Origin of the sequence: Helicobacter salomonis (assembly GCF_017979425.1) — a bacterium.
Classification (GTDB): Bacteria; Campylobacterota; Campylobacteria; order Campylobacterales; family Helicobacteraceae; genus Helicobacter; species Helicobacter salomonis.
This window is the reverse complement of sequence record NZ_JAERIS010000038.1, coordinates 1-11,837: the sequence shown is the minus strand read 5'-3', so window position 1 is coordinate 11,837 and position 11,837 is coordinate 1. Positions and strand designations below refer to the sequence as shown.

At 45.1% G+C, this 11,837-nt stretch carries 13 protein-coding genes and 2 tRNA genes; all 15 read right to left on the bottom strand.

Annotation, left to right across the window (positions count from 1 at the left end; genetic code table 11):
* Positions 1-394: 394 nt before the first annotated feature.
* A complete protein-coding gene (locus KCO92_RS06875) occupies positions 395-979 on the bottom strand; it encodes a DUF1104 domain-containing protein (protein ID WP_104695193.1) in 585 nt (194 codons plus the stop codon).
* 201 nt (positions 980-1,180) lie between these two features.
* Positions 1,181-1,267: transfer RNA gene (locus KCO92_RS06870), tRNA-Leu, on the bottom strand.
* A gap of 20 nt (positions 1,268-1,287) precedes the next feature.
* A tRNA-Leu gene (locus KCO92_RS06865) sits at positions 1,288-1,372 on the bottom strand.
* A gap of 19 nt (positions 1,373-1,391) precedes the next feature.
* On the bottom strand, positions 1,392-1,703 hold the full coding sequence (locus tag KCO92_RS06860) for a F0F1 ATP synthase subunit C (RefSeq protein WP_104695194.1): 312 nt from the start codon (positions 1,701-1,703) through the stop codon (positions 1,392-1,394).
* Between the two features lie 68 nt (positions 1,704-1,771).
* Positions 1,772-3,826, bottom strand: a complete 2,055-nt coding sequence (locus KCO92_RS06855) for a polyribonucleotide nucleotidyltransferase (protein WP_104695195.1) — start codon at positions 3,824-3,826, stop codon at positions 1,772-1,774.
* A 222-nt stretch (positions 3,827-4,048) separates the two neighbouring features.
* Entirely contained in the window at positions 4,049-4,291 is a 243-nt protein-coding gene (locus KCO92_RS06850) for a hypothetical protein (protein ID WP_158653542.1), read from the bottom strand.
* A gap of 56 nt (positions 4,292-4,347) precedes the next feature.
* Entirely contained in the window at positions 4,348-4,800 is a 453-nt protein-coding gene (locus tag KCO92_RS06845; RefSeq protein ID WP_104695196.1) for a thiamine-phosphate pyrophosphorylase, read from the bottom strand.
* Between the two features lies 1 nt (position 4,801).
* Positions 4,802-5,497 (bottom strand): Bax inhibitor-1/YccA family protein, encoded by a 696-nt coding sequence (locus tag KCO92_RS06840; protein ID WP_104695197.1) that lies wholly within the window; start codon positions 5,495-5,497, stop codon positions 4,802-4,804.
* 81 nt (positions 5,498-5,578) lie between these two features.
* Positions 5,579-6,250 carry a non-canonical purine NTP pyrophosphatase gene (locus KCO92_RS06835; protein ID WP_104695198.1) on the bottom strand — a complete coding sequence of 224 codons (672 nt, stop codon included), beginning with the start codon at positions 6,248-6,250 and terminating at the stop codon, positions 5,579-5,581.
* Positions 6,251-6,256: 6 nt separating this feature from the next.
* Entirely contained in the window at positions 6,257-7,513 is a 1,257-nt protein-coding gene (locus KCO92_RS06830; RefSeq protein ID WP_104695199.1) for a murein hydrolase activator EnvC family protein, read from the bottom strand.
* Positions 7,510-8,319, bottom strand: coding sequence for a cell division FtsX domain-containing protein (locus KCO92_RS06825; protein ID WP_104695200.1), 810 nt, complete (start codon positions 8,317-8,319; stop codon positions 7,510-7,512). Before KCO92_RS06825 ends, KCO92_RS06830 begins: the two co-directional genes overlap by 4 nt.
* Positions 8,306-8,977 (bottom strand): cell division ATP-binding protein FtsE, encoded by a 672-nt coding sequence (locus KCO92_RS06820; RefSeq protein WP_104695201.1) that lies wholly within the window; start codon positions 8,975-8,977, stop codon positions 8,306-8,308. Before KCO92_RS06820 ends, KCO92_RS06825 begins: the two co-directional genes overlap by 14 nt.
* Positions 8,974-10,140, bottom strand: a complete 1,167-nt coding sequence (trmB, locus tag KCO92_RS06815; protein ID WP_104695202.1) for a tRNA (guanosine(46)-N7)-methyltransferase TrmB — start codon at positions 10,138-10,140, stop codon at positions 8,974-8,976. Before trmB ends, KCO92_RS06820 begins: the two co-directional genes overlap by 4 nt.
* Before the next feature lie 3 nt (positions 10,141-10,143).
* Complete coding sequence (locus tag KCO92_RS06810) at positions 10,144-11,400, bottom strand: fibronectin type III domain-containing protein (protein ID WP_104695203.1); 1,257 nt, start codon at positions 11,398-11,400, stop codon at positions 10,144-10,146.
* On the bottom strand, positions 11,345-11,837 hold a 493-nt coding region (locus KCO92_RS06805), incomplete at its 5' end, for a pseudouridine synthase (RefSeq protein ID WP_425591276.1). The genes KCO92_RS06810 and KCO92_RS06805, both read right to left, overlap by 56 nt.

Sequence of the window (11,837 nt, the reverse complement as noted above, 5' to 3'; positions counted from 1 at the left end):
CCACATCAGGCTTTCACTAACCTCACTTACCTATTGCAAGGTTAGCCTTTCTTTTCTTAGAGTGCGCTTACATCTCCGCCTTAAAGGACGGAGTTTTACGCGCGTTCAGATAAAATCCCATGAAACTGGGATTTTTGTTGTATTCTTGTTTCATCCATGTCTACTCTTGCCAAAATACAAGGTTTTGTCCTTTGGTTTTGAGGGTGACATGTCCGCAAGCGTTAGTGCAATTTTTGCGGCTTTTGTGGCAAAAACAAATGTACAAAAAACCCGTATGATTTTATAGATTTATATTGCTGCTTGAAGCCCCGCCATTAGAAGCTAAACCTTCAAGGGGAAGACACAAAGCGGAGCAAGTTTTGTGGTGCCCTCTGGCCCCAAAAGGGCCCAAAGATTACTCGTGGGTGTTTTCTTGCTTGGTTTCTTCGTGCTCTCCTTTAGAAGCTGGAGCTTTGTGTCCCCCTTTCTTAGCTCCCTCCTCATGTTTACCCTCATGCTTTTCCCCATTCTCATGCTTTGCCCCATGATGTCCATGCTCGCCCTCTCCAGAGTGTTTAGCTGCATGTTTTTTAGTGTGCTTATGCGGGCACAAAAGCTCACGCTTAGTCGTTTTACAAACCTGCACATCTAAACCCATCTCCATTAGCTCTTTATGACTGTGCTCTTTTCTATTCTCTTCCAAGGCCTCAGCTACCTCTTTGCGCAATGCTGCAAAATCTTTAGCACTCATTTTTGCTAGATTCGCCTTATAGGTTTTGTTGACCTGTGCTTTAAAATCAGCCCTAGCCTTTCCCTTCATTGCCTTAAGGCGTTTATCGAATTCTGCTTGATACTCCAACACTTCCTCTGCACTATGAAAAGTCCCCGCCAACTTAATAAACTCTTTATTTTGCATGTTGGCGTATTCTGTCTCCGCGTGCGCGTGGGCCACACCCAAAGCTAAAGCACCCATCATAATTATTCCCAGAAAACGACGCATAAAACCCCTTTTATCACAAAATTTTCAATACAAAGACCCGAGAGTTTATCTAGTTTTGATTAATCTGAGCTTAACGCGTTGGGAAGACTAGAGTTGAACGAAGTGCTTATAAATCTTGAACTTAGTCGAGTTAGAGAGGCAAGCATTTAAATGTCCGCTGGTGCACCTCACAGGGATCAGTATTTTACCCTAGGAGTAGCATGGTACCAAAAGTCGGACTCGAACCGACACGAGGTCGCCCTCACCAGATTTTGAGTCTAGCGTGTCTACCAATTCCACCATTTTGGCTTATCAAATCCCATAAATCATGGTGCACTGGGCGAGAGTTGAACTCGCACGAGTTGCCTCACCACCCCCTCAAGATGGCGTGTCTACCAATTCCACCACCAGTGCAAAGCCCCCTCCACATAAACTACACTAAGAACGGATTGCTATAAACCGCAATGATCGCAAAAACCAGTGTGTAGATAACTTGCGCCTCAATCATCGCCATGGCAATGAACATGGTGGTTAAGAGTTTTCCGCCCACACCAGGATTGCGCGCTGTACCTGTGATAGCTGCTGCAGCTGCGTTGCCCATACCTATAGCACCCCCGCAGGCGGCTATCCCCAAACCTACAACGGCTCCCACAATGGAGTAGGATTTAATCATGTCCAACCCGCTCATGTCCGCTCCAAAAGCCAGCCCAACCATTCCTAGAAAGAAAAGCGCAAAAAACCTCATAGACAACTCCGCATCGTTAGAATATTGCTAGGCGCAAAACCTGATTATGGCATGCTCAAACTTAATTTTCAAGCCAAATCTACATCAATTTTACCGCTAAGGCTGTGAATTGTAATGATTTTACATTGCAGACGCGCGTGCTCCTGCAAACTCTCCACACAAAATCCACGCTTATCTAAACAATGTTTATGCAAAAGCGCATCTCCGCCTCGCGGCAAACGCACAAACACACCAAAATCCGCTACTTTTTTTACCTCCACTTCCAGCACTTCATCCAAAGTATACGGTTGGACCTGAATGAGTTCCAAAATATAATTTTTGGCCTCTAAAACATCACTGGCTTGATTGCTCGTGATAGTGACTGCACCGCTGAGTTTATCTAAATCTACAAGCACACCAAAGCGTTCGATGATCTCTTTAATAGTCTTGCCCCCCATACCAATGATGGTGGCAATTTTCTTGGGCGGTACGAAAAAACTCTCATAGGCAGGTAGGGCTTGTGTGTTGAGCACGATGGTATCTTTAGCGCCTTGCATAATTTCTAAGATGGATTCTCTGGCCTGTTTTGCCTGTGTTAAAATTTTCTCAAACAATTCTAAAGAGAGTCCTCGAGTTTTGGTATCCATTTGCATGGCTACCACGCCCTGCCAAGTGCCCGCAATTTTAAAATCCATATCCCCATGCATATCCTCTAACGCACTGATATCGCTTAAAATGGCATGTGTATCTCCTTCTATAACCAGTCCCATTGCCACACCTGCAACTAGATGATGCACCTTCACCCCGCTAGCACACAGAGCCAAAGACCCTCCGCACACACTCGCCATAGAGCTTGAACCATTTGATTCGAGGATTTCTGAGACAAGGCGGATCACCTGTTCTTTATCCACAAGGGAGCCTTGCAGAGCGCGTTTAGCTAAGTGTCCATGACCTAGTTCGCGTCGGCTAGGCGCACTTAAAGGAGCACTCTCACCCACGCTAAATGGTAGGAAATTATAATCAAACATGAAGCGCTCTTTCAAGGGTGCCTTTATATCTAAATTCCCATGCACTCTAGCATCATTGGCTCCCCCTAAAGTGCACACCACTAAGGCTTGGGTATGCCCGCGTGTAAAGAGCGCGCAGCCATGGCTGTGAGGAAGAATATTGGTCTCTATTGTGATGGGACGAATATCTGTGTAAGCGCGTCCATCGGGACGTTCCTGCGCATGTAAGATTTGTTGTCGGATTACCCGGTGCATGTAATTTTCCAAAATATACTGGACATGCTCTAAGGTGTAGAGATGTCCCTGCTCATGCAGTGTCTTCAGGATGTGTTGCGCTAAATTCAAAAAATCTGCTTGCCGTTCACTTTTAGCCATTTGGGCCATGACTTCCAGCACCTGTGCGTGAAAATGTGTTTGAATTAAGGTTTCTAATTGTGTATCTTGTATGATAGGTGTGAGTGAAGCTGGGCTGAGGGGTTGCCTGTGAGGGCTAAAGTGTTGTGCGTACTGCGTGCATGTTTGTTGGATAAGTCCTTGTGCACGAGTTAACATTTCTAAAAACTCTGTTTCCATAAGACTTTCTTGAGCACACATTTCTACCATGAGCAGGGCATCTTTAGTCCCAGAAACATAGATATCCAAGCTACTTTTTTGCAACTCAGAAGCATTGGGATTAAAAATAATTTTATCAGCGATTTTTGCAATGCGCACCGCACTTACATTTTGCTCAACCCCAATATTAGCCAGATAGAGTGCGTTAGCTGCTGCATGCAGGGCACAGATTTGTAAATCGCTTTGCTGATCATGGCTGAGTACAAGTAAAGTAATTTGCGTAGGATGGGCATAGTTTTTAGGGAAGAGTGGGCGCAAGGCGCGATCGATAAGGCGTGAAGTGAGGGTTTCAAACTCGCTAAGTTTGCCCTCGCGTTTGTTAAAACCGCCAGGAATGCGGCCTATAGCATAGGACCTTTGGCTAAATTGCACGCTCAAGGGCAGAAAATCCCCCTCTATAGAACTTTTATCCACCATGACACTCGCTATAATGACACAACCTTTGTGGATATACCAAAGTGCGCTAGTGGCTTGTTTTGCAATATAATCAAGTCTATATTCTTCGTGGTTAATGCGAATAGTCATAAATCTCCTTAATGAGTTTCATATTTTAGTCAAAACATGACAAAGAACACGCAACAAGCTATCCATTCATTACGTAAGATAGCATTATTATCAAATTAATCAATACTTGAAAAGGCTATAAGCTCACCTAGTCTTAAGAACAACTCATAAGCACGCACAGGCAAGACATGCACTTGAAAAACGAAGCGCGTACGCGAGTGTCCATACTCTTACATCGAAGTATCAAAAGAAATCTGAAGTGCTTGTTAAATGAGGAGGCCCCGCAAGAGGGGGCACATGCCAACTAGTTGTGGCAACTATCACCGTGCTGCTCATGGTGGTGGTGGTGCTCACCGCCATGATGATGATGATGGTGGTGGTGTGTGCCACCATGGTAGTGATGGTGATGGTGGTGATGATGATGCACCCCGTGTCCTTCATGCCCTTCGTGTAAATGGCAACTATCAGTATGTCCTGACATAACATCTCCTTACCTAAAAAATGCCCAGCCTAAACCGGGTGCGCGCATTTTAGCAAACAAACTATTGGCTTTGGTAAACACGAGGTAATTCAAGACCACTTTTTATCAACAACTCGATACACTCTTTTTCCAGTGTGTAGAGTTCATAGCGCAAAGTTTTAAAAGTAGGTAGGGGCTGGGCAGGATAGGCATATTTTAAGCATTCTTCAAGCACGCGTGCGCTCTCCTGAGCGCGTTTGAAGTTTGCTTGAACCATGTGCAACAGGGGCTGTTCTCCGGTGTAAGAGAAATCACTATTTTGCAACACATCGTGGGCGCTGTTCCGATGAGCGTAGAGTGCACCTACATCAGACACACTTCTAACGAGGATATCGGTGGCGCTATGGCGAATACTCTTGAGCCTGATAGCTAAGACAGGATGATTACAGAGATAGCGCAAAACATCCTCCACCACCCTGACCCCCTCCTTGAATCGATTAAGATTAGCGTCTAGCAGACGCTCGAGAGCACACAAACTAGTCTTCTCTGCCTCCCATGATTCCAAAAATCTGTAGTAGAGAAACAAAGACATTCAAGAAGTCCACATAGAGTGCCACAGCGGCTTCAATGGGCGTCGCATAAAGACCTCGAATAATGTTCTGAGTATCGTAGGCGATGAACAGGCTAAAGAGAATCACGCTGACACCTGCGATAGCAACCTGCATCATAGGTGAACCCAAGAAGAGGTTAATCAGGGAAGCCACCATCACCACGATTAAAGCGATGAATAGCATCTTGCCCATATTCGCTAGGTCGCTCTTAGTCTTAATGGCATAAACACTCATCACGCCAAAAACAATAGTTGTCATGCCCAAGGCCTGCCAAATTGCGCTCGCACCTGCTCTAGCAATGACAAAGCCCAAGAGGGGCACAAGAGTGATACCAGAAAGGAAAGTGAAGGCAAAAAGCATTAGGAGATTGACTGCGGGCATTCTCCTTGTGAACATGAGTCCAAAAAACGCAGCGATCTCAGCAATGAAAAACACCCACTTGTATTGGGCAACTACATGAAAATTCATCAAACCCACTAATGCGCCAATAGTGGCTAGCAGCAAGCTGGCTGCAAAAAACTTATAAGTCGTCTTGACAAAATTCACCAGAGCTGTGTCACTGAGCTGGGCAGATGCTTCCATGCTGGGGTTAAAATTAGCATTGCGATCGTATAGTGCCATGGATACTCCTTTAAATGTAAAATGGCTGAATTGTATCATTATACTTTAATATAAGGCTTAAAAATAGCGTGGTAGCTTAATCTATAGCCTTAGATGTGGGGATTTGACACAATTCAAAAAATCCTTGAATTGTTGTAGGGCTAAAAAGCGGTGTGAAATGGCGTTTTTCTCTGGGAGACGATCCATGGTCAGGGTATAGCCCTCCGGAATAAAGAGTGGATCATACCCAAAAGCTTGCGGATTAAGGGGGGCTTTGAGAACCTTGCCCCTACATTCACCCCTAAAAGTTGTTTGTCTAAATTCCCCCTTTATCCTCATGCATACTGCAATGACACAGATAAAAGAGGCATTAGATTGGACAATATCCAATTCTTCTAAGCAGGTCAAAAGTTTGAGGTTATTTTGCGTATCATTTGAATTCACTTGAGGAATTGTAAAACAGCCTCGCGCAATTTCCGCAGCACTCTCTGGCATGGAAGCAAATCTAGCGCTGTAGATGCCTGGCATGGCGTTGAGGGCATCTACACAGATACCGCTATCGTCAGCAAGAACGCAAAGGTCCCCTTCTTTTTCTTCTAAAAGTTGATAAATAGCACTTGCCTTCAAACATGCATTTTCCTCAAAACTTGTGCCATCTTCCAGGATCTCCACCTTTCCCAAAAACTCAGCGCAACTTCTTATATCCATAGCTGGCAGAATAGCGCGCAATTCTTGGAGTTTTTTAACATTATTGCTGGAAAGAATAATTTGCATGACTCTTCACTGGCTTTGTGCAATGAGCTCTAAAGGATCGATATGCTTGTCTTTGAGCGTAACCTCAAAGCTCAGGCGCTGATCAATGCGTCCAATCACATATCCCTTTTGCACGCGCAGGCCGTGCCGAATGGTAGGAGCGATCTTGTCTAGTTGGGAGTAGATCGTGTGCATTCCATCCTTATGTTCAATGATGATCACCTTTTTCAAAATAGGCACTTCCTTAGCATAAACCACCCGTCCATCAAAGACACTGCGTACCACGGCATTGGGCTTGGTGGAAACCAAAGTGATGGATTCGTTAAAAATTTTGAGTTTGTAAACAGGATCAAAATAAGGGCCAAACTTTTGCACGACTTTGTAATTACTTAAAGGGGAGATTGTCTTAGGACCTTTGTAGGTAATTGTCATGATATCATGATAAGAGCTGGCCACCTGTCTCACTTCGATGGGTGCTTCAATCCCTTCAATGCTTGGTCTAGGTGCTTGCTCACGATCTTTTTGAGCCCTTTTGCGCTCAAGTTCCTTTTCTTTGGCCATCTTTACGATATTCAGAGAGGCTAAGAGTTTGTCAAGCCCCTTGCGTTCTTGATCCAGGGTTTCTAGTTTTTTGTTATAGAGGGCCAATTCAGCGCGCATGCTTTCGATAATTTTTTGCTGCGCCCCCACCACTAATTGTAAATTACGCTTGCGATCTTTCTGGGCATTGATAATAGTGCTAATCTGGGTAATATTGTTAGAGATTTGCGCAATCTTATTATTGATCTGCTCCTCTTGTAAATTCAAACTAGCGAGCTGATCTCTGGAGCTTTGGCTGAGTTGCTTAAAGACTTCTTGGAGAATTAAGTCCTCTGCGCTGGCAAGATTTTGCGTATCAAGCACCATCACAAAAACAATATCCTTGAGCAACAGCGTGGTCACTTCATCTTGGATTTTGAGGCGATTTCGTTTTAGGTTGTTGAGGTAAAGGCGGTACTCCTCTAAAGCTTTCTCTTGAACCTGGCTTTGGGCCTGGTTTTTATCGATATTCTTTTGAATACTTTGAATTTGTTTAGCGAGTTCTTGACTTTGTTGGTATTTTTGATTGATAGCACTGCCCAAACTATTGAGATGCGTGCTCAACTTGTTCTTCTGCGCCGTGGTCTCTTGTAATTTATCAGTATTCAGATTGATATTGCGCTGGATTTCTTCAATCCCCTCTTCTCTAGCTCCAAGACTCATGCAGAGTCCCATGATCCAGATCAAGAGCAAGCTTTTTTTCATGTCGTCCTCCTTTGCACCACCACAATCCACACACATGCTAGAGATACGGCCAGTGATGCTCCTAAGAAGATAAAGAAGTCTTCATGCCATACAAATAAAGTGTTTTGAACCTCCAGTGCGTTGGTGAGACTTTGAAATTTACTCTGGGAATTCACATAGAGGCAACCTATTAAAACCCCCACACTGGCTAGCACCGAATCTACCAAGGCTAGACGGAATAAAAAGCCATTTTTGATGCGCATGGGCGCACCTAAGAGCTCCATGATTTCAATGCGCTTAGAGTATTGCAAATTCCACACACTCACCTGCTTGATCAAGAGTAAAATCGAAAGTAAGCCCACCAAAAAGGCGAAGACGAAAGTGCTCTCTTGGAGCAAGAGCAAGAGTCGGTACTCTTGATCATGGGCCTTGCTAAAGACTTCCACCCTGGATACTCCAGGGATTTTCAAAAGACGATTGTGAATGCGTTTGAGCTCATCAGAAGTGGGGAAATTTTTGAGTTTGAGAGAATAAAAAAAGGGCAAACTTTTCCTGAGATCGGCAAGGGAGCTGGGACTGATATTCTGTTGCAACCTCTCCAAAAGAGCATCCGGATTAATGAGTTCAAGCCCGATACTCGATCGAATATTTTGGCGGATAAATTCTAAGCTCAGCTTTTGTTGACTCACTATGGTGATGGTGTAGTTTTTAGAGAGCTGTTCCTCGCGGATATGCAATGCTCGCTGAATCCACAGCACACTCTCTAAACCCACGAGCAAAGCAACCAAGGGTAATAGAAATGCCAAATGTTCCCTAAGTGTATTCATGCACCTCTCCGTCCTTGATATAAATCTTGCGGTAGGGTACATTGAAATTGCTTGGAATGCGGTGTGTGACCACTACAATCGTAATGTCTAGCTGCTTATTAGCCCCTTTGAGCAAACTCCAAATCATATCACTAGAATAGTCGTCTAGGTTTCCCGTGGGCTCATCTGCCAAAATTAAAAAAGGTTTATGGGCTATGGCACGCGCCATAGCGACTCGTTGTTGCTCCCCCCCACTGAGTTCTAAGGGATAACGATTGGATTTGTAGAGCAAATCCACATGGGCTAAGAGTTTTTCCGCTTGGATATTGCACTCTTCCTTCTTGTATCCATTGATGAGCATGGGCAATTTGATATTTTGCTCTACAGTCCACTCTTCAATCAATTTATAATCCTGAAACACCACTCCAATATGACGGCGTAATTCATTGATAAAAGCCCTAGAAGCGCGATTTACATTGATATTACACACTTCTAAGCTTCCTCCTAGTAAGGGCAAATCCCCGTATAAAGAGCGCAATAGAGTACTCTTCCCACAACCACTAGGTCCAGAGATGAACACAAAGTCCTTACGCTCCACTTTTAAATTTGCCCCCCGAATCACCCATTCATCTCTCTTATAGCCTAAAGACAAATCTCTGGCCACAACAATACTGCTCACAAGGCCTCCAGCAAAATTTCCTGTAATTTTTGGTGCGCTAATCCATTAGCATGCGTGTTGAAGGGCAGTCCTCCCACATATTCTAGCGCGCCACTCTGACTATCCCAGACCGCAATCTTATTGGTCGGGGTGTTAAAATCTCCAAAACTCAGCACTAAAACCCAAAGTTGGGCATATTCTAACACATCTTGAATGTGTAAAAAATAATTAGCACCCCTAAAGAGGCGATGTGCTAGCACAAAATCCAGTCCCCTAGGTATGCCCTCTACACGCTCCATCTCCAAGAGCATGTTTTTGATTGGCGCATGCGCTTGTGTGTGGCGCGCGCTTATGCGCAAATCGTAAATTTCTCGATTCTGCCGTATCCAGCGCGCTTCATACTTGCTGGACACAGGAGCGGGGGCATTTTTAGCCACCTGGCATGCACACTCCTCTAAGGCCAGCGTCAAATCCAGACTCTGTTTAAAGTAGGCTAAACTATCCGTGCGTAACCAAAACACCCCATTATCGACCAACACCCTGAGTATATGCGCCAAAGTATTCGCATTCATGACTCGTCTTGTGGGACTTTTCTCCCATGGTACGGGGAAGTGTAAATCCACACTCAAACAGCACTGCGCAGGTAAAATCTCTAAGAGGGATCGCGCATCTGCGCGCAGGATGTAGACATTTTGTAGTTTGAAGCGTTCTATGTGGCGTAAAACCTGTTCAATGCTAGGGGTGTGAATCTCCACGCCCACATAGATTTGATCGCGCTGATCTTGTGCCTTTGAGAGCAGATGCACCCCTGAACCAAAACCAATTTCCAAGTGAACTGTGCTTAAGCGCAGCAATTGTGTGCTTTCCAACAAAAATGGGCTTCGTTTATATGGGCTTTCCTCTCCTAAATTGCCTCCGGTTACTACACAATAGTGCGCCAAAACCCGTAATGCTTGCTGTAATACCCCGACAGGAATGGGACGCGTGGATTTCTCTGCTTTAAATAAAAATTGTTGTTTTTGGGCAATCTGGTAGAGACAAAAATCATAGCCATCCTTGGTGCACACCCGAATTAGGCTTACATGGGTGTGTAGGACACTTTGGGCGCAGTATAAAAAACACATCTCCTCCTGCTCAAAGGGAAAGGCGGGCAGGTTAACCTGAGTGGCACTAAAATGAGGCATGCATCAGCGATCCAGGCGCAACTCTACTTCTTTACTCGGACGCGATTCGAGCCCATCTTTATCCACGCTCACCACCTGATAGCGGTATTTTCTGCCATTTTCCATGTTTTTGTCCACAAATTGGGTGCCTAAAATTTCCCCATAACGCAGGGGTTTAGAGCGCGCATTGTCTTCAAAACGATAGATCGCATAACTCTTAACTCTAGGGTCTTGGATGGCTCCCCACACAATAATCGCCTGTCCATCTTCAATTGTGCCTTTGCTGATGAGTGGCGTGGGAGGGCGAGGTAAAGTTGTACCTTTGATCGCACCTTGAGGCAATTCCCCTTGAATACCGTCCTTATCTAAAGCGACCACTTTGTAATAGCGATCCACTCCATCTAGGTCTACATTATCCGTATAATTGGTATCTCGCACCTGGGCAATTTCCCTGTATTTGCCATCTGGGTCATTAGCGGCATAAACCTTGTAAGCCACGATGTCTTTTTGGCTGGAGGGTTGCCATGTGAGATTAATCTTGCGTGTGAGGTCTGCGCTTGCTTGCACGCCTGAAATTGCAGGGGGGGGATTTTTGGTTTTGCCCACCACCACCGCGCTGGGCAAAGATTTTGCTCCATCAAAATTTTCTGCGATTACACGGTAACGATAAGTTTGCCCATCACCTAATTTTTTGTCAAAATACTCTACAAAGAGGCGGTTTTTGACCACTCCAATATTGACAAACTTGCCCTGATTATCCTCGCGTTGTACAATGTATTTAGCAATGCTAGGATTGGGGTGAGGAGTCCAAAAAATCTTAATTTCCTTGGGACTTGTTATGCTGGCAAAGACATTTTCTACAGGATTGATGAAGGAAGTGTTCACACTAATGGTTTCAGACATGGCAGAAACCTCTCCATTTTTACCCAGCGTGGCAATTTTGTAATAATACTGCGTTTGGGGCGTGAGACCATCATCGTAATAGTGAGTGGCAAAGGCACTGCGCACAACGCCCACGCGTTTAAAAGTTCGATCGGCTTGCATGCGATAGATAATAAACCCTTCGATGAGTTCAGGATGCTCTATGGGCTGCCACTCAAAACCTACAGATTGCACATCATTAATGGTTTTGATCCCTTTGACTACGGGCAAACTTGCGTTGGTGCTCTCCCCTCGTGCATGGTTGGCAAAGGAGAGTGAATTATTCTTTTTAGAGGGGGTGCAACTAGCCAGTAGAAGCGCGGAAACACTCCAAAAAATAATCTTCCTGCAAACACCCATGCCAATTAACCCCTTGCAAATGTGATTGCGCGCATTCTACCATGTCCTTTAAAAGCTTGGCTTTAAATAAAAGTCTCTCCCCACTTCGAGGGTGCGTTACATAGAGCAAATAGGCATGTAACATGGTGCGCGGTGCGCGCGAGTCCTCTACTCCATAGAGTTTATCCCCCAAAATGCGTCGCCCCACACTCTCCAAGTGGGCGCGCACTTGGTGGGTGCGTCCGCTATACAGGCGCGCACCAACTAGTTGGTGCGCCATGCCATCTACCAAGGGCACAAAAAAGGTTTTGGCTAATTTACCCCCTTTGACCTTCAACGCGTCTAAATTTGCCATTTTCAAGCGGTTTTTAGGGTGTCTGCCCAATCTACACTCCACACATAGGGGCGCGCGCAAATGCCCCGCAATGAGCGCGACATAGTAACGCCCCATCTCTCTA

What these genes read in the sequence shown, in the direction of transcription:
- KCO92_RS06850 (WP_158653542.1), bottom strand. Translation starts at nt 4,291, where the DNA reads ATGTTATGTCAGGACATACTGATAGTTGCCATTTACACGAAGGGCATG.
- KCO92_RS06855 (WP_104695195.1), bottom strand. Translation starts at nt 3,826, where the DNA reads ATGACTATTCGCATTAACCACGAAGAATATAGACTTGATTATATTGCA.
- KCO92_RS06875 (WP_104695193.1), bottom strand. Translation starts at nt 979, where the DNA reads ATGCGTCGTTTTCTGGGAATAATTATGATGGGTGCTTTAGCTTTGGGT.
- trmB (WP_104695202.1), bottom strand. Translation starts at nt 10,140, where the DNA reads ATGCCTCATTTTAGTGCCACTCAGGTTAACCTGCCCGCCTTTCCCTTT.
- KCO92_RS06840 (WP_104695197.1), bottom strand. Translation starts at nt 5,497, where the DNA reads ATGGCACTATACGATCGCAATGCTAATTTTAACCCCAGCATGGAAGCA.
- KCO92_RS06825 (WP_104695200.1), bottom strand. Translation starts at nt 8,319, where the DNA reads ATGAATACACTTAGGGAACATTTGGCATTTCTATTACCCTTGGTTGCT.
- KCO92_RS06860 (WP_104695194.1), bottom strand. Translation starts at nt 1,703, where the DNA reads ATGAGGTTTTTTGCGCTTTTCTTTCTAGGAATGGTTGGGCTGGCTTTT.
- KCO92_RS06835 (WP_104695198.1), bottom strand. Translation starts at nt 6,250, where the DNA reads ATGCAAATTATTCTTTCCAGCAATAATGTTAAAAAACTCCAAGAATTG.
- KCO92_RS06830 (WP_104695199.1), bottom strand. Translation starts at nt 7,513, where the DNA reads ATGAAAAAAAGCTTGCTCTTGATCTGGATCATGGGACTCTGCATGAGT.
- KCO92_RS06810 (WP_104695203.1), bottom strand. Translation starts at nt 11,400, where the DNA reads ATGGGTGTTTGCAGGAAGATTATTTTTTGGAGTGTTTCCGCGCTTCTA.